This is a genomic window from Paractinoplanes deccanensis (assembly GCF_016862115.1).
GTDB lineage: Bacteria > Actinomycetota > Actinomycetes > Mycobacteriales > Micromonosporaceae > Actinoplanes > Actinoplanes deccanensis.
Map to the genome: position 1 here is coordinate 26,837 of NZ_BOMI01000176.1, position 19,008 is coordinate 45,844.

Sequence of the window (19,008 nt, forward strand, 5' to 3'; positions counted from 1 at the left end):
GCGGCCCTCTCGGCACCGTTTCCCCTCCGCGCTGCCGTTCCCCGTAATCGCCGCTCCGCGGCAGTTCGGCTCCGCGGCACCGCCGCCCCCACCAGCACCGCCGCCCGGGCCGGTACTGCGGCCCCGACCGGCACTGCGGCTGCTGCCGCGGGCTCAACGCAAGAACGAACGTTCTGTCTTGCCGGCCGGCGCTGCCCCACAAGACAGAACGTTCTGTCGTGGGCGTCGCCGTGGCCGTGCCGGTGGCGGTGGCGGTGGCGGTGTCCCACGAGACCGAACGTTCTTTCTTGCTGGCCCGACCATCAGCGCCGAGGGTTCTGTCGGGGCGGGGGTCCTTGCGCGAGACCGAACGTTCTATCTCGTGGGGTGTTGGCCGAGGTTCGAACGTTGTGTCCGTGATGGCGGCGACCGGGGGTGCCGAGGGTTTGTCGTGGCGGTGGGGTGCTTGCGCGAGACCGAACGTTCTATCTCGTTGGGTGTCGGCCGAGGGCCGAACGTTGTGTCCGCGATCGCGGCGCCCGGCGAGGCTGACCGTTCTCTCTCGTTGGCGCTCAGCAAGACCGCACGTTTTCCGCAACCCGCGTCGTTGAGGGGGCGGCTTGTGCCGCTGATCGACTCGGGTCAGGGGACGCTGACGGGCTCGCGTTCCGGCTCGGGCTCGATGCGGCGGCGAGGGACGAACTTCATGGCGACCGCGATCAGGACCGCGGCGGCTGTGGCGGCGCCTACCAGGGCCGTCGGCAGGTCGAAGAGCTTGAGCGCGCTGGCCAGCAGCACGATCACGAGCGCGGTGCGCACCAGGCCGGCGGGTGCGCGAGAGGAGATCCGCGAGCCGATCAGCACGCCGGGGATCGAGCCGAGCAGGACCGCGCCGGCCAGGTCAAGCTGGAGGTCGCCGAAGAGGGCGTGGCCCAGGGCCGCCGACGTGACCAGGGGGATGGCCTGCACCAAGTCGGTGCCGACCAGGTCGTTGGCGCGCAGCTTCGGATAGAGGGCCAGCAGCGCCACGATGATCAGCGAGCCGGACCCGACGGACGTGAGGCCGACGACCAGGCCGCCCGCGGCGCCCAGCAGCGCGGTCGGCAGCGGCTTGACCGTGATGGGCTCGGGCGGTCCGGTGTCGCCTCCGCGCCGGCGGGCGGCCCACGACTTGAGCACGAGCCCGGCTGCCGCCAGCACAAGAGCCACGCCGAGCGCGATCCGGATGGACTGCTGCACCGTTTCGTCGTCGCCCAGCAGGCGCAGCAGGAGCACTCCCGCGAACGCCGCCGGCACGCTGCCGACGCACAGCCATCTGACGAGCGCCCAGTTGACCGTGCCCCGGCGCGCGTGCACGGCTCCGCCGAACGGCTTCATGACCGCGCTCGCCGCCAGGTCGCTCGAAACCGCCGCGACCGGGGGCACCCCGAACACGAGCACCAGAATCGGCGTCATCAGCGCGCCGCCGCCCATGCCGGTGAGCCCGACGACGATGCCGACGCCGAGCCCCGCGAGCGCCAGGGTGAGATCCATCGGACGAGTCTGCGAAACGATCCCCCACCTTGTCCACTAATTCGGTGGAGATTGACGAGTTTCCTACCTGCCGGGATGACACGCGCTGACCCTGTCACCGGTTCCGTCGTTGTCCCTCGTCCACAGCCAGGAGGGCAACGTCTCCCTCCACGGCACGTTTTTCGTCCGTGTCCCGTCTACGGCCCGTTTTGCCGGTCTCCCTCCACAGCCCGTTTCGCCGGTCTCCCTCCACAGCCCGTTTCGCCCGGTTCCCTCCACAGCCCGATATGTCCCGGTCTGGGCGGGTGGGGATTGCGCGGCGCGCTCGCGGGTATGGGCGCTGGCATGGAAGAGCTCCAGTGGCTTGCCGTGATCCGGCATGGGCAGAGCACCGGGAACGTGACCGCGCAGGCCGCCGAGGCGGGCGGCGCCGAGGTGATCGAGATTCCGGAGCGGGACGCCGACGTACCCCTCTCCGATCTCGGGCGTGAGCAGGCGCGCGCGGTCGGCGAGCACCTGGCCGAGCGGCCGCCCGACGTGGCGATCGTGTCGCCGTACCTGAGGACGCGGCAGACGGCGGAGCTGGCTCTGGGCGACAAGGGCGTGCCGCTCGTGGTGGACGAGCGCTTGCGCGACCGGGAGCTGGGGATCCTCGACCTGCTCACCGGCCGCGGGGTGCAGGCGCGGCTGCCCGACGAGGCGCGGCGGCGCAGCCGGCTGGGGAAGTTCTACTACCGGCCGCCGGGCGGGGAGTCGTGGGCGGACGTGCTGCTCAGGCTGCGGGCGCTGCTGCGGGAGGTGCGCGAGGACCATCCGGGCGGCCGGGTCGTGTTCTTCGCGCACGAGGCGACCGTGATGCTGGTGCGCTACCTCGCGGAACGGCTGGACGAGCAGGCACTGATGGCGATCGCCCACCGTACGACGATCGCGAACTGCTCCATCAGCAGCTGGCGGCGCGAGGGTGACCTGCTGGTGCCGGAGGCGTTCAACGCCGTGGAGCACCTGCACCGCGAGGGCGCGCCGCCGACCAAGCAGGAGGACGTCAATGCCGAGCCCGTCTGAGCGGGTCATCACCCCGAAGGTGCTGCGCGAGTGGCCGCTGCCCGACCCGAGCGGCGGCAAGGAGTCGCGCGGCACCGTCCTCGTCGTCGGTGGCTCGAAGTTCACGCCCGGCGCCGTGCTGCTGGCGGGCGAGGCGGCGTTGCGGGCAGGGGCGGGCCGGCTCCAGCTCGCGGTGGCGGAGGAGACGACGATCGCGCTGAGCATCGCGGTGCCCGAGGCCAAGGTGGTCGGCCTGCCCGGCACCGAGCTGGCCGAGGGCGCTGACGTCATCGCGCTCGGGCCGGGTCTGGACGACATCGGCCGTACGACGGAGCTGATGCGCGACGTGCTCGGCGCGGCGGGGCCGGACACGGCGGTGGTGCTGGACGCGTACGCCCTCGGCGCTCTGAGCAAGGACGCGAGCCTCCTGCCGCGGCCGGGGCGGGCGGTGCTGACGCCGAACCTGGTGGAGGCGGAGCATCTGCTCGGGCGCGCGCCGGGCGACGACCCGGGCCCGGCGGCGGCCGAGCTGGCGGAGAGGTACGGCGCGGTGGTGTCCCTCTACGGCCACATCGCGAGCCCGGACGGACGGCGCTGGGTCGAGGAGAGCGGCGACGTCGGCCTGGGTACGTCGGGCAGCGGCGACGCGCGTGCCGGGATCGTGGCGGGCCTGCTCGCTCGGGGTGCCGCTCCGGCGCAGGCGGCTTGCTGGGGCGCGTACGTGCACGCGGTCAGCGGGCAGCGGCTGGCCCTGCGGCACGGCCGCACCGGGTTCCTGGCCAGGGAGCTCGTCGAGGAAGTGGCCCACACGATTGCGACGGTCTGAGCGGGGTATCGCCTTTGGTAAGCAACTCATCACGAAAGGGAGGTACCGATGACCACCGCTCGCGAGATCATGACTCCCGACGTCACGTGCGTGGGTGAGAAGGAGACGCTCGCGGACGCCGCCAAGAAGATGGCCGACCTGGGCGTCGGCTCGCTGCCGATCTGCGGCGAGGACAACCGCCTGAAGGGCATGGTCACCGACCGGGACATCGTCGTGAAGGCCCTGGCCAAGGGCCGCAACCCCGGCGACATCACGGCCGGTGAGCTGGGCGAGGGCAAGCCCGTCACGATCGGCGCCGACGACGACACGACCGAGATTCTTCGGACGATGTCCCAGTACAAGGTGCGCCGCCTGCCCGTCATCGACGGCCACCAGCTGGTCGGCATCGTCGCGGTAGCCGACGTGGCCCGCGCCCTGCCGGACCGCCCGGTGGGCGACCTGATCGACGCCATCAGCGAGTAGGCGCCACCGCCACCTGGCACTCACGAACGCAACCTCGTAACGCCCCGCCCGGCCAGACCGGGCGGGGCGTTTGCATGCCTCGTCGCCCCACCTCGTTGTGCGCCGCCGATTAAACGCGCGCGCACGGCCTCGTCATCCCACCTCGTTGTGCGCCGCCGATCAAGCGCATGGACACCTCATCGTGCTCGGCACTTTGGTGTGCGGCATTGCCATAGTGTGTGTCGCACAGTATGGTGTTACTCATGACAACGGAAGCGACGCTCGCCGGCCACCTCCAAGAGCTCCGCCGGGGCACGGTCGTCGTCGCCAGCCTCTTGGTTCTCCGCACTCCGGGTTATGGCTACTCGTTGCTGGAGACGCTCAGTGAGGCCGGCTTCGAGGTCGAGGCCAACACGCTCTACCCGCTGCTGCGCCGGCTCGAGGCTCAGGGCCTGCTGGCCAGCGAGTGGAACACCGACGAGGCCCGGCCGCGCAAGTTCTACCGGACCACCCCGCACGGCGACGCCCTCGCCATCAACCTGCGCGTCGAGTGGGACCGCCTCGACCGCGCCATCAACGACCTGGAGGGCGGCCGCTCACCCGCCCCCGACCTCGGCGCCCCGCCGACCCCCGACGATCTCGGCGCCCCGCCGACCCCCGACGATCTCGGCGCCCCGCCGACCGCCGGAGCAAGAGCCGGAGCCAACGCCGAGCCCAAGAGCCGATCGTGACCCAGGTCGGTGCGCCAGCCCCGCACAGCCAGCCCCATGAACAGCGATTCCGTCACCAGCCGTGGGAGTCACAGATGACCAGCCTCGTCGACCGCTACGTCTACACCGCCCTCCGCCGCATCCCCGAGCAGCAGCGCGCCGACATCGACCGGGAGCTGCGCGCCTCCATCGACGACGCTGTCGACGCCCGTGTCGAGGCCGGTGAGCCCCGGGACGCCGCCGTCGAGCGGGCGCTGCTCGAGCTCGGCGACCCCGACAAGCTCGCCGACAGCTACGCCGACAGACCCAACTTCCTGATCGGCCCCGAGCTGTACGGGGTGTGGCGGCGCTTCATGATGATGCTCTTCACCACCGTGCTGCCCATCGTCGTCGTGGTCACCACCGTCGTGGCTCTCTTCGGCGACGACCCGAAGGCCGGCGACATCATCGGCGGCGCCATCGGCTCCCTGCTCACCGTCGGCGCGCACCTCGCGTTCTGGACCACCCTCACCTTCGCCGTCATCGAGCGCACCGGGCTCGGCAAGGCGGAGCTTCGCGGCGGCGCGTGGAGCCTCGACGACCTGCCGCGGTACGAGCCGCGGGCGATCACCGTCGGCCAGCTCGTGACGTACGTCGCCTGGCCCGTGATCGTGATCGCCGCGATCGTGCTGCAGCAGTTCACCTTCACCGAGGAGCCCGTGCTCGACCCCGACGGCTGGTCGTTCTGGTGGCCGCTGCTGATCGTGCTCGTCGCCCTCAAGGCCCTCTGGGCCGTCTGGCTCTACCGCCAGGGTGCCTGGACCCGCGCCGTCACCGTCGTCAACGCCGTCCTGGCGACCGCCGCCGGCGCCCTCATGGTCTGGCTGCTCGCCTCCGACCGCTTCTTCAACCCGGCGTTCGACTGGATCACCGACAGCGGCGACAACCTGCTCGACTGGATCACCCCGGCCGCCATCGTGGTGACCGTCGCCGGCGCCCTCTGGGACATCGCCGAGGTCGCCGTCCGCGGCGAGCGCGCCCGCCGGGGCATCCCCACCAAGGTTGCCGGTACGGGCAACACCTACAAGTTCGGCTGAACACAGAGCGCCCCTCGCACACCGGGGGGCGCTCTTTCGTGCGGGTAGCATCCGCCGGGATGGACAAGCTTGATCAGATAGCCGCTGACGTGCTCGGGATCAGCCTGCGGCCGGCCCAGCGACGGGCGCTCGAGGCGCTCACCGAGCACGGCGACACGCTGGCCGTGCTGCCCACCGGCAGCGGCAAGAGCGCGATCTACCAGGTCGGCGGGCTCGCGCTCGGCGGGCTCACCGTGGTGGTGTCGCCGCTCATCGCCCTTCAGCGCGACCAGCTCCGGTCGATGACCGCCCGGCAGGCCGTACGGGCGGTGATGCTCAACTCCGCGCAGCATCGCCCCGACCGGGCGCACGCGCTCGCCGAGCTCGGCGCCGGGCGGGCCGACTTCGTGATGCTCGGCCCGGAGCAGCTCGCCAACGCCGAGACCCTGGCCGCCGTCGCCGGCAGCCTCCGGCCCGTCACGCTCGTCGCGGTCGACGAGGCGCACCTGGTCAGCGAGTGGGGCCACGACTTCCGCCCCGAATACCTGCGGCTCGCCGATGTGGTCGAGGCCGCCGGCCGCCCGCCCGTGCTGGCGCTCACCGCGACCGCCGCGCCGCCGGTGCAGGCCGACATCACCCGTCAGCTGCGGATGCGCGACCCGCGGGTGATCGTGGCCGACTTCGACCGGCCGAACATCTCGCTCTCGGTGCGCCGCGCGCGGCACGACCTGCCCGAGGATCAGGCGATCGACGACCGTACGGTCGAGGTGGTCCTCGCCCACGACGGGCCCACCCTGGTGTACGCGCTGAGCCACGCCCGCTGCGAGAGCCTGGCCGAGCGGCTGCGCCTCGACGCGTACCGTGCCGAGCCCTACCACGCGGGTCTGCCGGCCGCCCGCCGCGCCGAGATCCAGGACGCGTTCTTCGCCGGGCGGCTCGACGTGGTCGTGGCGACCAGCGCGTTCGGCATGGGCATCGACAAGCCCGACGTCCGTACGGTGGTGCACGCCGGCGTTCCGGGCAGCCTCGACGAGTACTACCAGGAGATCGGCCGCGCGGGCCGCGACGGGCAGCCGGCGAGCGCCGTGCTCGTCTACGACCCGCGGACCGTACGGATCCCGCGCCTGCTCGCCGCCCGTTCCCGGATGGGCGGCGCGTCGGTGCACGCGGTGGTCGACGCGATCGAGGCGGCGACCGGGCGGGTGACCGTCAGGGAGCTCGCCGAGGCCGCGAAGGTGGGCCGGGCCGCCGCCGAGCGGGTGGTCGACGAGTTGCTGGAGCTGGGTCTCGTACGCCCCGACGGCAACGACGCGGTCCTCGCCGCGCCGATGGGTGACGCGTTCCGCCAGGTCACCGCCGCCGGCAATCGGCGGCAGGCCATCCTGCGCTCGCGGATCGAGGCCGCCCGGGGCTACGCCGAGACGACGCACTGCCGGCGGGCCGAGCTGCTCGGCTACTTCGGCGAGCAGTACGACCCGCCGTGCGGGACCTGCGACAACGACAAGCACGATCAAAAGCACGACCATGCTGTACGGGGTGAGCACGCCGGCGGGCAGCGCGTCCGGCACCGCCTGTGGGGGCCGGGCACGCTGCTCAGCCGCGACGATCACGAACTGGTGGTCGCCTTCGACTCGGTCGGCTACCGCCACCTGACCGCGGCGGCCCTGACCAACGGCCTGCTCACCCTGGAGTGAGCCCGTGCCCGCAGTGAGCCCGTGCCCGCAGTGAGCCCGTGCCCGCAGTGAGCCCGTGCCCGCAGTGAGCCCGAGCCCGGAGTGAGCCCGCGGGCCGAGTGAGCCCACGGCAGGCCCAGGGCGAGCGCCGGGCCTGCGCCGGGGTGAGCCCATGCCTGCGCCCGGAGCGAGGCCCGCGCCGGCCCCCGGGGGCGAGGCCCGCGATCGGGCACGAATTGCACCCCGGCCGATCCTCAGGCGCCGGTTCCGGAGTGGACCATGTGGACGGCGTTACCGGCGCCGGAGCGGGCCCCGCGACCAGCTCCGGCGCGAGTAGCGGGTCACGCCATGGCGGGGGCGTTGGGGTTGGCGGCCACCTCGTCGCGGCCGGCGCGCACCAGGACCAGGGCGAGCACTGCCGCCAGGCCGATCAGCGCGGCGCTCCACCAGAAGGCCACCGTGTAGCTGTGCACCGTGGCCGCGGCGGTCAGCGACGCCGGGTCGCTCGCCGACGCCTGGTGGTCGGCGATGTAGCCGGCCACCGCCGAGGTGAAGATGGTGTTCAGCAGGGCCGTGCCCAGCGAGCCGCCGATCTGCTGGGTGGTGTTGATCAGCGCGCTGGCCACGCCGGCGTCGTGGTCGGCGACGCCCACGAGGGCCGTGTTCGACATCGGGCCGAAGGTGACGCCCATGCCGAAGCTGATCACCAGCTCGGCCGGGAAGACGTGGGTCCAGAAGCCGGTGTCGACGCCGATGCGGGTCAGCATCACCATGCCCACCGTGGACAGCAGCAGGCCGCCGAACATCAGCAGGCGCGGGCCGACCCGGGTCTGCAGCTGCGCCGAGAAGCCGGCGCCCAGGATGATGCCGAGCGTGAACGGCAGGAACGCCACGCCGGTCATCAGGGCCGAGTAGCCCAGCGTGATCTGCAGGTAGAACGTCAGGAACAGGAACACCCCGAACAGGCCGGAGCCGATCAGCAGGGCCGCGAGGAACGAACCGCCGCGGTTGCGGTCGAGGATCACGCGCATCGGCAGCAGCGGGTGCGACGAGCGCAGCTCGATGACCACGAAGGCGACCAGCAGCACCGCGGCGGCGACCAGGAACCCGATCGTGGTGGCCGAGTCCCAGCCGTCCTCGGAGGCCTTGGTGAAGCCGTAGACGAGGGCGACCAGGCCGGCGGTGGAGGTGAGCGCACCGGGCAGGTCGTAGCGGGTGTTGCCCTCGGCGCGGCTCTCGCCGACGAAGCGGGCGGCGGCCAGCGCGGCGAGGATGGCGATCGGGGTGCTGACCAGCAGGGTCCAGCGCCACGAGGCGTACTCGGTGAGCAGGCCGCCCAGCAGCAGGCCGACCGCGCCGCCGCCACCGGCGATGGCGCCGTAGACGCCGAAGGCGCGGGCCCGTTCCTTGGGCTCGGTGAAGGTGACGGTCAGCAGCGACAGCGCGGCGGGTGCCATGAGCGCGCCGAACGCGCCCTGCAGCGCCCGCGCGGCGAACAGCAGCCCGGCGTTGGTGGCGAGGCCGCCGAGCGCGGAGGCCGCGGCGAAGCCGAGCAGGCCGATGATGAACGCCCGCTTGCGGCCGGTGAAGTCCGCGATCCGGCCGCCGAGGAGCAGCAGACCGCCGAAGGCCAGGGTGTACGCGGTGATCATCCACTGCCGGTCGGCGTCGCTGATGTGCAGCGCCTGCTGCGCCGTCGGCAGCGCGATGTTGACGATCGTGGCATCGAGCACGATGAGCAGCTGGGACACCGCGATGACCGCCAGCGCCAGCCATCGAGATCGCGACTTAGGCGATATATCCGGCGAGCGACGAGCGTCGGAGGTGGTGATGGACACGAGGAGACCCCTTTCAGGGCACGCGGAGATCCGCCCTTGCGAGGGAAGCGAGGGCGCTGAAGGCGAAAAATCGGATTTGGTCGAGCCGGGCCGCGGTGCGGCGCTGGGTGAGGGGCTAGGGGCGCGGCTCCCGGGTGAGCAGCGGCAGGACGATGTCGTCGACGAGGTGGTCGATGAAGGCCTGGTCCAGCGGCTCGCCCAGGGCGAACCGCCGCATGAAGACCATGGCGGGCACGATCTCCTCGATCAGGTGGGCGTCGTAACCGGGGCGCAGCTCGCCGCGGGCCACGGCGCGCTCGCAGATGGCTTGTGCGAGCGGCAGCTTGGACTCGCGCATGTCGCGCAGCTGCGTCGCGAGCTCCGGCTCGGTGTGCAGAGCCATGAACAGGCCGGCGAGGATCGGTCCCTCCTCGCTGCTGATCATGGTGGCCATGTTGCAGAACCAGGCCGCCAGGTCGCCGCGCAGCGTTCCCGTGTCAGGCAGCGGCGCGTCGTCGGCCTTGCAGCACCGGACCGCGTCGGTCACCAGCTCGGCCTTGGTGGGCCAGTGGCGGTAGAGCGTGGCCTTGCTCGCCTGGGCCCGGGCGGCGACCGCGTCCACCCGGAGTCCCTGGTAGCCCGTCTCGCCGAGCAGATCGTAGGTCGCGCGCAGGATCGCCTGCTCCCGCTCCCGGTCGAGCTTGCGGGTGCGCCCAGCCTGGTCAGCCACTGACGCCACCCCCTCTGCGAAACGAAACTGTTTCGTACACTACGCCTCCCGCGCGCATGAAGCGATCTCCGGAAGCGATTGTGACGCAGGAGACGCCCGGTCCAGCAGGGCCTACGCCTTCGTCGCCTCGTCGGCCGCGCGGGGGATCAGCGCCGCCAGGGCGACCATCACGATCGCCACCAGGACCATGCCGATGAAGATGCGGTGGACGGCGACGGTGAGCTTCGCCGGATCGACGGTGTCGCCGTTGCCGATCACCGCGTTCGCGATCGCGCCGAAGACCGCGGCGCCCAGGGCGCTGCCCAGCGAGCGCAGGAAGATGTTGTTCGCCGTGACCACGCCGCGCTCGGCCCAGCCGACCGAGGACTGCGCCGCGATCAGCGTGGGCGCGGCGGTCAGGCCCATGCCGAGGCCGATGATCAGGCAGTACGCGCCGACCGCCCAGATCGAGGCGTTCTCGTCCAGCAGCAACAGCAGCGCCGAGCCGATCAGCACCAGCACCGTGCCGATCAGGGCGCAGGCCCGGAAGCCGAGGCGCAGGTAGACCTTGCCGGCCTGGCTCGCCGAGATCGGCCACCCGAGCGTCAGGGCGGCCAGCGCGAAGCCGGCGACCAGCGGCCCGGTGCCGAGCACGTCCTGGGCGTACGTCGGCACGTACGAGCTCAGCCCCAGCAGGATCGCCCCCACGCCGACCGCGAGCTGGCCGCTGGTGACGAGCAGCCGGCGCTGGAAGACCCACAGCGGCAGCACCGGCGCGGCGGCCGTGCGCTCGGCGAACGCGAACAGGGCCAGCAGCACCAGGCCGAGCCCGAGCACCGCGAGGCTGATCGGCGAGTCCCACGCCCACGCCTGGCCGCCCTCGAGCACGCCGAGGATCAGCAGGGTCAGGCCCGCGGTGAGCAGGCCCGCGCCGCGGTAGTCGATCACCGGGTGGCCGCGCTCGACCCGCTCGTGGAAGCGGCGGAGGATCATCGTGCCGGCCGCGAGGCAGAGCGGGATGTTGACCCAGAAGATCCAGCGCCAGTCCAGCCATTCGCTGAAGACGCCGCCGAGCGTGGGGCCGACCACCGAGGCGATGCCCCAGACGCTCGCCACGTACCCCTGGACCTGGGCCCGCTCCTGCACGGAGTAGAGGTCACCGACGATCGTGATCGTGGTCGGCGCGATGGCGCCCGCGCCCAGGCCCTGCACCACGCGGAAGACGATCAGCGGCCACATGCCCCAGGCCAGCCCGCAGAGGATCGAGCCGAGCAGGAACAGCCCGATGCCCCAGAGGATCACCGGCTTGCGGCCGAAGAGGTCGTTGAGCTTGCCGTAGACCGGCACCGAGACGGCCTGGGCGAGCAGGTAGACCGAGAAGAGCCAGGGGAACTCGGTGAAGCCGCCGATGTCGTCGACGATCGAGGGGACCGCGGTCGCGAGGATCGTGGAGTCGATCGCGATCAGCGCGGTGGAGAGCATGACGGCGGCGAGGACGGGCCCGCGCTCGGACCGCAGTCCAACGTTGTTAACCACCCTGATCGTCTACCCCTCGCCGTGGCGCGGCGCACACCCGGGCGGGGGAGAAGAGGGCAGTATCACCCCGTACCGGTGCCTGCCGTGCCTAGCGTGATCCCTCGTGGCGCTTGTTGTCGTGGCCGAGGACAATCTCGATCATCAGCGGGTCATCGCGCAGGTGATCCGGCGGCTCGGGCACGAGGTGGTGGTGGCCGGGGACGGGCGGACCGGGCTGGCCGCCGTCGACCAGCACCGGCCCGCGCTGCTGGTCGCCGACGTCGACATGCCCGAGATGGACGGGCTGGAACTGTGCCGGGCGCTGCGCCGCGACCCGGACCTCGCCGCGACCCCGGTCGTGCTGATCACCGCGTACCTGCTGCCGGGCGACATGCGGCTCGCGGACGCCGGCGCCCTCGACGTCATCGGCAAGCCGTTCAGCGTGCCCGAGCTGACCGAGCGGCTGGGCGGCACGCTGGAGCGGCTGGAGCGCTCGGGCAACGAGACGCTCGACGCGCTGCTCGACACGCTGCGCACCGGCGTGGTGGTCTGCGACGCCCAGGGCCGGATCACGGCCACCAACACGTCGCTGCCCGAGGGCTACGAGGAGGTGCTGTCGCGGGCGCTGGCCGGCGAGCGGATCCGCGACGCCGAGATCATTTCCAGGGACCACTGGTACGCCGTCAACGCAGCGCCCGTCCGCCGCCACGACGGCACGATCACCGGGGCCGCGGCCGCCTTCCACGACCGCACCTTCGAGCACCACTCCCGGCAGTACCAGCAGTGCGAGACCGAGGTGCTGCGGGTCCTCGCCGACCACACCCACGCCGCCGACGCCACCGACCGCATCCTGCACGCGATCGGCTCGACGCTCGGCTGGCCGTACGTGCGGCTGTGGCTCGTCGACGAGGTCACCGACGTGCTGCGGCCGGCCGGCAACTACACCGCGCCGAACGAGCGCCCGCTGCCCACCCCCGCCAGCATGTCGCGCGGCTCCGGGATGGCCGGCTCGTGCTGGGCCAAGGCCGAGTCGATCTGGGTGCCCGACATCCACGCCGAGGACTCCCCGGTGCTGCCCTACATCGCCGCCGGGAGCCCGTTCCGGGCCGGTGGCGCGGTGCCCGTGCGCAGCGGCGACCGCGTGATCGGGGTGCTGTCCTTCTTCACGTACGCCGGCCGCGAGCCCGACCCCGCGCTGACCGTGCTGCTGACCGGCGTGGCCGGGCTGATCGGGGCCTTCCTGGAGCAGCGGCGCGCCGAGGTGCTGGCGCTGCACCTGGCCGCCGCCACCGACGAGTACATCGCGCTGGTCGGCCACGAGCTGCGCACCCCGCTGACCTCGATCGGCGCCTACGTCGACCTGATCGCCGAGTCGTCGGACGAGACCCCGATGGGCGAGGTGCGCGAGATGATCGACGTCGTGCAGCGCAACAACGTGCGCCTGCGCGACCTGGTGGAGAAGCTGCTCGACCTCGCCGCGCTGGAGTCCGGGCACGCCCAGCTCACGATCGTCGCGGTGGACCTCACCGAGGTGGTGACCGAGGCGATCGCGGCCATCGCGCCGAGCGCCGGCGAGCGCCGCATCGTCGTCGAGTCCGTGCTGACTCCCGAGCTGACCGTCCCCGGCGACCGCGAGCGCCTGCGCCAGGTGGTCGACGCCCTGCTCGGCAACGCGGTGAAGTTCAGCGGCACCGACAGCACGGTCACCGTCTCGCTGACCGACGAGCACGGCGAGGCGGCCGTGCTCACCATCGCCGACCAGGGCGTGGGCGTCGCCCCGAGCGAGCAGGCGCGGCTGTTCCGCCGCCTCTACCGCGGCGGCAACGCCCGGCACACCGGCATCCCGGGCGCGGGCCTCGGCCTGGCCCTCTGCCGGGTCGTCGTGGAACGCCACCACGGCTCGATCACCCTCGCCTCCCAGGAGGCCGCCGGCACCAGGGTCACCGTGCGCCTGCCGAGCCAGCGGGACTGATCCTCACGGCGTGTCCGCCGGTCCGCCGAGGCTGGAGGCGGCGAGCGCCAGCCAGAGCTGCACCCGGTCGGCCGTGTGGGTCAGGCAGCGGCCGGTCAGCCGTTCGATCTGGCCGATGCGGTAGCGCACCGTGTTGCGGTGGACGATCAGCCGGTCGGCGACCGCGGCCACCGACCCGTCGGCGTCCAGATAGGCGCGCAGGGTGGCCACCAGCGAGCCGGCGTGGGCGGCGTCGAACTCGCGCAGCGGCCGCAGCACGTCGCGGGCCAGGTCGCGCAGCGGCACGTCCTCGCTGGCCAGCAGAAGGCCGGAGAGGCTCATCTGCTGGCGCTCGTTGATGCCGGGCCCGCGGGTCATCGCCTCGTGCGCCTCGTAGTAGCTCCAGCGCAGGCCGGTCATGCCCGCGTACCAGCCGCCGATGCCGACGCGCACCTCGTCGCCGTGCCGTGACAGGTGGGCGCTGAGCAGCAGCGCGGCCTCGCGGGCGGACTGGCCGGGCTCGAGCACGGCGATCAGGCAGTCGGCGAGGATCGCGGTGGTGGCGCCGGCCAGCGGCGGGCTGCTGACGAGCTTGCGCAGCAGGTCGCCGCCGTAGTCCACGGTGGCCACGAGCAGCGCGTGCTCGTCGCTCGCCCGGATGCCGAAGGGCGAGAGCCGCCGCTCGGCCTCGGGCGCGCCGATCGTGCCACGCACCAGGTCTTCGAGGACCTGCCCCGCGAGCCGTCGCTTGCCGGCCAGCTCGGCCTGGCGCCGGGCCAGTTCCAGACCCACCAGCGAGACCGCGTACGGGAGGACGTCCGCCGAGCGGCGAGGGCGCCGGCAGCAGAGGTACGCCACGACGGTGTCCTCCACGCTCACCGGCACCGCCTGGGGCAGGTCGCCGCCGCCCGGACGGCGCGCCAGGATCTGCTCGACCGGCCACGACGCGCTCGCCGGCGCCGTGGCGAGCACCCGCCCGTACAGGTCGAGGACCATCGCCGGGGCGCCCAGGATCTGGTGCAGCGCGTCGATCAGCGCGCCGAGCCCGCGCCCGGACAGCAGCGCCCGGGCCAGCGTGTCGTGCTCGTCGAGCAGGTCGGCGAAGCGGCCGTACTGCTCCTCGAGGATCCGGTCGGCGACGAACCGGTCGACGGCGATGAACGGCGTCTCGTACGGGATCTCCAGCACCGGCAGCCGGCGCTCCCGGGCCTCCGCGAGCGTCGCGGGCGGGACGCTCGCGTGGGTCAGCCCGACGCCGAAGCCGAGCCCGGCCGCCCGGCCCTCCGCGACCCGGCCGACGAACTGCCGCTGCGCGGCCTCGTCGAGCTGGCTGAGCCCGGTGGTCAGCACCAGCTCGCCCCCGCTGAGGAACGGCCGCGGGTCGGCGAGCTCGGTCACCGCGCACCACCGCACCGGCTGGTTGAGCGCCACCGGGTCGCCGTCGGCGAGGCGCAGGCGCAGCTCCGGATCGGCGAGCACGTCGGCCAGGCGCAGCGTCATGACGGGACTGTACGGGCGCACAACACCGTCGCGTAAGGACTGTGCGGCCGTCCATTTACCGACATGAGCGCCGACCAATACGGTGTGCTGCACAACGCCGGAGAGGGGACGCCGCGGCGATGGTGAGCGCATGAGTGAGGCCGCGATCCGGCTGACCGGCCTGAAGAAGTCCTTCGGCCCGGTGCGGGCCGTGGCGGGCATCGACCTGGAGATCGCGGACGGCGAGTTCTTCTCGTTGCTGGGGCCGTCCGGTTCGGGCAAGACCACCGTGCTGCGGATGATCGCCGGCTTCGAGCTGCCCACCGCCGGCACCGTCGCGCTCAGCGGGCGCGACGTCACCCGGCTCGCGCCGTTCGAGCGCGACGTGAACACCGTCTTCCAGGACTACGCGCTGTTCCCGCACCTCAGCGTGATCCAGAACGTCGAGTACGGCCTCAAGGTCCGCAAGGTCCCGCGCGCGGAACGCCGGCGGCGGGCCGAGGAGGCGCTCGCCTCGGTGCGGCTCGAGGGCTTCGGCGATCGCCGGCCCGGCGCGATGTCCGGCGGGCAGCGGCAGCGGGTGGCGCTCGCCCGGGCGCTGGTCAACCGTCCCAAGGTGCTGCTGCTCGACGAGCCGCTCGGCGCGCTCGACCTCAAGCTGCGCGAGCAGATGCAGGTGGAGCTCAAGCAGATCCAGCGCGACGTCGGGATCACCTTCGTCTTCGTCACGCACGACCAGGACGAGGCGCTGACCATGAGCGACCGGGTCGCGGTCTTCGACAACGGCCGCATCGCGCAGGTCGGCACCCCCGAGGAGGTGTACGAGCGTCCGGCCAGCCCGTTCGTCGCGGGCTTCGTCGGCACGTCCAACCTGCTCACCGGCGACGTGGCGCGAGCCGTGCTCGGCCGGGACGGTGCTTACTCCGTACGGCCGGAGAAGGTGATTTTGACTGTCGACGGCGACACGGGAGCCGCCGGAACCGTCGCCGAGGTGATCTATGCGGGGCCGGTGACCAGGTTCGTGGTCGATCTGGACGCCGGCGCGCGGGTCGTGGTGGTGGAGCAGAACAGGCGCACCGGCACCGCGGCGCTGAACGAGATGCGGGGGAAGAGAGTTCGGCTGACCTGGCACGAGGAGCACGTCATCGAGATTCCCTCTTCGAAGGAGACGGCTGATGCGGCACAGAGGTAAGGCGCTGGTCTCGGTCCTGGCGGTGGGTGTGCTGGCGCTCGCCGGCTGCGGGGGAGGGGACGACGGCGGCTCGGGATCGGGCCCGGGCGGCATGAGCGTCCCGAAGGTCGACAAGATGGCGCAGCTCGGCGCGGGCGAGGGCACGGTCAACGTCATCGCCTGGGCCGGGTACGTCGAGGACGGCTCCACCGACCCCAAGGTGGACTGGGTGACCGGCTTCGAGAAGGAGACCGGCTGCCAGGTCAACACCAAGGTCGCGGGCACCTCCGACGAGATGGTCGCGCTCATGAAGACCGGCGAGTACGACGTGGTCTCCGCCTCGGGCGACGCCTCGCTGCGGCTGATCTACGGCGGTGACGTGGCACCGGTCAACACCGACCTGATCGGCAACTACAAGGACGTCTTCGAGGGCCTGAAGAACAAGACGTGGAACTCGGTGGACGGCCAGCCCTACGGCGTCCCGCACGGCCGCGGCGCCAACCTGCTCATGTACCGCACCGACACGGTGAAGCCGGCGCCGACCTCGTGGAGCGCGGTCTTCGACCCCAGCTCTCCCTACAAGGGCAAGATCACCGCGTACGACTCGCCGATCTACATCGCCGACGCGGCGCTCTACCTGATGAAGACCAAGCCGGAGCTGGGCATCAAGAACCCGTACGCGCTGGACGACGCCCAGTTCAAGGCCGCCACCGACCTGCTCACCCAGCAGAACGACCTGATCGGCGAATACTGGTCCGACTACACCAAGGAAGTGCAGGCCTTCAAGAGCGGCGACTCGGTGCTCGGCACGACATGGCAGGTCATCGCCAACCTGGCCAAGGCCGACAAGGCCCCGGTCGAGGCGATCCTGCCCACCGAGGGCGCGACCGGCTGGTCCGACACCTGGATGATCTCGTCGAAGGCGAAGCACCCGAACTGCGGCTACCTCTGGATGAACCACATCATCTCGCCGAAGGCGAACGCCGGCGTCGCGGAGTGGTTCGGCGAGGCGCCGGCCAACAAGCTCTCCTGCGCCGAGACCGCCGACAAGAACCACTGCGCGACGTTCCACGCCGAGGACGAGAAGTACTTCGAGCAGGTCTGGTACTGGACCACGCCGCTCGCGCAGTGCGTGGACGGCCGCACGGACGTCACCTGCAAGGACTACGCGGCCTGGACCCAGGCCTGGACGACGATCAAGGGATAGCGTGGCGTTCTTTCACCGGCACCCGCGCCTGCGCCTGGCCGGGTTGCTCTCGGCGCCCCTGATGTGGCTGGCCGTCGCCTACCTCGGCGCCCTCGCGGTGCTGCTGGTGTCGGCGTTCTGGACCGTCAACGGGTTCACCGGCGAGGTGGTCCGGGAGTTCACGCTCGCGAACTTCCGGACCCTCGTCACCGAGGAGGTCTACCGCAACGTCACGCTGCGCAGCATCGGGGTGGCCGTCGCGGTCACCGCGATCTGCGTGGTGCTGGCCGTGCCGATGGCCTTCTACATGGCCAAGGTGGCCGCGCCACGGTCGCGGCACTGGCTGGTCATCCTGATCCTCACGCCGCTGTGGGCGTCCTATCTGGTCAAGGCGTACGCCTGGCGCGTGCTGCTCGCCAACGACGGCCCGGTGGACTGGCTCTTCTTCGGACACGGCCCCGGATACGGGCTCCTCGCTACCGTTGTCGTGCTCACGTACCTGTGGCTGCCATACATGATCCTGCCCTTGTACGCCGGCCTGGAACGCATGCCGTCGTCCCTGCTGGAGGCGTCCGGCGACCTGGGCGCTCGGCCGTTGCGGACCTTCCGGGCGGTGGTGCTGCCGTTGCTGGTGCCATCGATCATCGCGGGTTCGATCTTCACGTTCTCGCTGTCGCTCGGCGACTACATCACGGTGCAGATCGTCGGCGGCAAGACCCAGCTGCTGGGCAACCTGGTCTACGCCAACATCGGCGCCGCGAACAACCTGCCCTTCGCCGCGGCGATCGCCACCGTCCCCGTCCTCATCATGGTCATCTACCTGGTGGCGGTCCGCCGCTCCGGCGCCCTGGAGGAGCTGTGACGCTGTCCGCCTGGTCCCGCTGGGCGCTGCGCGCCTTCATGGCCGTGGGCCTGACGTTCATCTACGTCCCGCTGCTGCTGGTGCTGGTCAACTCGTTCAACGGCGACCGCACCTTCGCCTGGCCCCCGCACGACTGGACGACCCGCTGGTGGTCGGCGGCCTGGCAGAACGCCGGCGCCCGCGAAGCCCTGGCCACGTCGGTGAAGGCCGGCCTCGGCGCCACGGCCATCGCCCTGGTGCTGGGCACGATGGTCGCGTTCGCCGTGCACCGCTTCACGTTCTTCGGCAGGGACGCGGTGTCCCTGCTGATCGTGCTGCCGATCGCCCTGCCCGGCATCGTCACGGGCATCGCCCTGGACAGCGCGTGGCGCTCGGTCATCGCCCCGCTGGGCCTGGGCAAGGGCCTGTTCTCGGTGATCGTCGGCCACGCCACCTTCTGCGTGGTCATCGTCTACAACAACGTCCTGGCCCGCCTGCGCCGCAGCGGCGTCTCCTTCGAAGAAGCCTCGTCGGACCTGGGCGCGTCGCCGTTCCAGACCTTCCGCCACATCACGTTCCCGCTGATGCGCTCGGCCCTGCTGGCGGGCGGGTTGCTGGCCTTCGCCCTCTCCTTCGACGAAATCATCGTCACGACCTTCACGGCCGGTCCGGGCATCCAGACCCTGCCGATCTGGATTTTCAACAACCTGTTCCGCCCCAACCAGGCCCCTGTGGTGAACCTGGTGGCGGCCGCCCTGATCGTCCTCTCGGTCCTGCCGGTGTGGTTGGCCCAGCGGCTGGCCGGCCCCGAAGCGGGCGCGAGCCGCACGTAGTCGCGCTTCCGCCCGGCCGGGTGCTGCGTTTCCGGTTGGCCGCAGCGTTTCCGTCCGGCCGTCCGCGGTGGTTCCGCCTGGCCGCGTGCTGTGTTCCGTCTGGCCGCGTGCCGCTGCGTTTCCGCTCGGCTCGGCGCTGTGCGTCCGCCTGGCTGTTGCGTTCCGCCCGGCTGCGTGCTGCGGTTCCGCTCGGCCACTGCGTTTCCGTCCGCCTGGCCCGCTGTGTTCCGTCCGGCTGCGTGCTGCGGTTCTGCTCGGCCGCTGCGTTT

General features: G+C 71.8%; 16 protein-coding genes. 11 read left to right on the top strand and 5 right to left on the bottom strand.

The window, feature by feature from the left end:
• Positions 1-621: 621 nt before the first annotated feature.
• Positions 622-1,512 carry a sulfite exporter TauE/SafE family protein gene (locus tag Ade02nite_RS41895; protein ID WP_203776230.1) on the bottom strand — a complete coding sequence of 297 codons (891 nt, stop codon included), beginning with the start codon at positions 1,510-1,512 and terminating at the stop codon, positions 622-624.
• Between the two features lie 324 nt (positions 1,513-1,836).
• Here Ade02nite_RS41895 and Ade02nite_RS41900 point away from each other — a divergent pair, with 324 nt between their 5' ends.
• From Ade02nite_RS41900 to Ade02nite_RS41925, 6 genes are all read left to right on the top strand, one after another.
• Positions 1,837-2,553: a histidine phosphatase family protein gene (locus Ade02nite_RS41900; protein ID WP_203776233.1), complete on the top strand. Its 717-nt coding sequence runs from the start codon at positions 1,837-1,839 to the stop codon at positions 2,551-2,553.
• Positions 2,537-3,358, top strand: coding sequence for an NAD(P)H-hydrate dehydratase (locus Ade02nite_RS41905; protein WP_203776235.1), 822 nt, complete (start codon positions 2,537-2,539; stop codon positions 3,356-3,358). The genes Ade02nite_RS41900 and Ade02nite_RS41905 overlap by 17 nt, the downstream gene beginning before the upstream one ends.
• A gap of 48 nt (positions 3,359-3,406) precedes the next feature.
• Positions 3,407-3,820 (top strand): CBS domain-containing protein, encoded by a 414-nt coding sequence (locus Ade02nite_RS41910; RefSeq protein ID WP_203776237.1) that lies wholly within the window; start codon positions 3,407-3,409, stop codon positions 3,818-3,820.
• Between the two features lie 242 nt (positions 3,821-4,062).
• Positions 4,063-4,530 (top strand): PadR family transcriptional regulator, encoded by a 468-nt coding sequence (locus Ade02nite_RS51005; RefSeq protein WP_203776239.1) that lies wholly within the window; start codon positions 4,063-4,065, stop codon positions 4,528-4,530.
• A gap of 74 nt (positions 4,531-4,604) precedes the next feature.
• Positions 4,605-5,585 (top strand): permease prefix domain 1-containing protein, encoded by a 981-nt coding sequence (locus Ade02nite_RS41920; protein WP_203776241.1) that lies wholly within the window; start codon positions 4,605-4,607, stop codon positions 5,583-5,585.
• A 59-nt stretch (positions 5,586-5,644) separates the two neighbouring features.
• The gene (locus tag Ade02nite_RS41925; protein ID WP_203776243.1) at positions 5,645-7,258 is read left to right on the top strand and encodes a RecQ family ATP-dependent DNA helicase; all 1,614 of its coding nucleotides are present in this window, start codon (positions 5,645-5,647) and stop codon (positions 7,256-7,258) included.
• A 320-nt stretch (positions 7,259-7,578) separates the two neighbouring features.
• On the opposite strand, the gene Ade02nite_RS41930 is transcribed toward Ade02nite_RS41925, so the two are convergent.
• The 3 genes from Ade02nite_RS41930 to Ade02nite_RS41940 all read right to left on the bottom strand — a co-directional run bounded on the left by Ade02nite_RS41930 (position 7,579) and on the right by Ade02nite_RS41940 (position 11,299).
• On the bottom strand, positions 7,579-9,075 hold the full coding sequence (locus tag Ade02nite_RS41930; protein ID WP_203776245.1) for an MFS transporter: 1,497 nt from the start codon (positions 9,073-9,075) through the stop codon (positions 7,579-7,581).
• A gap of 115 nt (positions 9,076-9,190) precedes the next feature.
• Complete coding sequence (locus tag Ade02nite_RS41935; RefSeq protein WP_239169437.1) at positions 9,191-9,784, bottom strand: TetR/AcrR family transcriptional regulator; 594 nt, start codon at positions 9,782-9,784, stop codon at positions 9,191-9,193.
• 111 nt (positions 9,785-9,895) lie between these two features.
• Complete coding sequence (locus Ade02nite_RS41940; protein ID WP_239169438.1) at positions 9,896-11,299, bottom strand: MFS transporter; 1,404 nt, start codon at positions 11,297-11,299, stop codon at positions 9,896-9,898.
• Positions 11,300-11,402: 103 nt separating this feature from the next.
• Here Ade02nite_RS41940 and Ade02nite_RS41945 point away from each other — a divergent pair, with 103 nt between their 5' ends.
• The gene (locus tag Ade02nite_RS41945; protein WP_203776249.1) at positions 11,403-13,250 is read left to right on the top strand and encodes a hybrid sensor histidine kinase/response regulator; all 1,848 of its coding nucleotides are present in this window, start codon (positions 11,403-11,405) and stop codon (positions 13,248-13,250) included.
• Between the two features lie 3 nt (positions 13,251-13,253).
• On the opposite strand, the gene Ade02nite_RS41950 is transcribed toward Ade02nite_RS41945, so the two are convergent.
• Positions 13,254-14,729, bottom strand: a complete 1,476-nt coding sequence (locus tag Ade02nite_RS41950) for a PucR family transcriptional regulator (RefSeq protein ID WP_203776251.1) — start codon at positions 14,727-14,729, stop codon at positions 13,254-13,256.
• Positions 14,730-14,859: 130 nt separating this feature from the next.
• Here Ade02nite_RS41950 and Ade02nite_RS41955 point away from each other — a divergent pair, with 130 nt between their 5' ends.
• Genes Ade02nite_RS41955 through Ade02nite_RS41970 form a run of 4 tightly spaced genes read left to right on the top strand, consistent with a single transcriptional unit; the run spans position 14,860 to position 18,739 of the window.
• Complete coding sequence (locus Ade02nite_RS41955) at positions 14,860-15,900, top strand: ABC transporter ATP-binding protein (protein WP_203776253.1); 1,041 nt, start codon at positions 14,860-14,862, stop codon at positions 15,898-15,900.
• Complete coding sequence (locus Ade02nite_RS41960) at positions 15,884-17,086, top strand: ABC transporter substrate-binding protein (RefSeq protein WP_203776255.1); 1,203 nt, start codon at positions 15,884-15,886, stop codon at positions 17,084-17,086. Before Ade02nite_RS41955 ends, Ade02nite_RS41960 begins: the two co-directional genes overlap by 17 nt.
• A gap of 1 nt (position 17,087) precedes the next feature.
• On the top strand, positions 17,088-17,927 hold the full coding sequence (locus tag Ade02nite_RS41965; RefSeq protein WP_239169439.1) for an ABC transporter permease: 840 nt from the start codon (positions 17,088-17,090) through the stop codon (positions 17,925-17,927).
• Positions 17,924-18,739 (top strand): ABC transporter permease, encoded by an 816-nt coding sequence (locus Ade02nite_RS41970; RefSeq protein WP_203776256.1) that lies wholly within the window; start codon positions 17,924-17,926, stop codon positions 18,737-18,739. The genes Ade02nite_RS41965 and Ade02nite_RS41970 overlap by 4 nt, the downstream gene beginning before the upstream one ends.
• Positions 18,740-19,008 lie beyond the last annotated feature (269 nt).

Bases quoted from the DNA above. Each gene is read 5' to 3' on its own strand.
- Ade02nite_RS41900 (WP_203776233.1), top strand. From the start codon at position 1,837: ATGGAAGAGCTCCAGTGGCTTGCCGTGATCCGGCATGGGCAGAGCACC.
- Ade02nite_RS41920 (WP_203776241.1), top strand. From the start codon at position 4,605: ATGACCAGCCTCGTCGACCGCTACGTCTACACCGCCCTCCGCCGCATC.
- Ade02nite_RS41955 (WP_203776253.1), top strand. From the start codon at position 14,860: ATGAGTGAGGCCGCGATCCGGCTGACCGGCCTGAAGAAGTCCTTCGGC.
- Ade02nite_RS41910 (WP_203776237.1), top strand. From the start codon at position 3,407: ATGACCACCGCTCGCGAGATCATGACTCCCGACGTCACGTGCGTGGGT.
- Ade02nite_RS51005 (WP_203776239.1), top strand. From the start codon at position 4,063: ATGACAACGGAAGCGACGCTCGCCGGCCACCTCCAAGAGCTCCGCCGG.
- Ade02nite_RS41905 (WP_203776235.1), top strand. From the start codon at position 2,537: ATGCCGAGCCCGTCTGAGCGGGTCATCACCCCGAAGGTGCTGCGCGAG.
- Ade02nite_RS41925 (WP_203776243.1), top strand. From the start codon at position 5,645: ATGGACAAGCTTGATCAGATAGCCGCTGACGTGCTCGGGATCAGCCTG.
- Ade02nite_RS41960 (WP_203776255.1), top strand. From the start codon at position 15,884: ATGCGGCACAGAGGTAAGGCGCTGGTCTCGGTCCTGGCGGTGGGTGTG.
- Ade02nite_RS41895 (WP_203776230.1), bottom strand. From the start codon at position 1,512: ATGGATCTCACCCTGGCGCTCGCGGGGCTCGGCGTCGGCATCGTCGTC.
- Ade02nite_RS41950 (WP_203776251.1), bottom strand. From the start codon at position 14,729: ATGACGCTGCGCCTGGCCGACGTGCTCGCCGATCCGGAGCTGCGCCTG.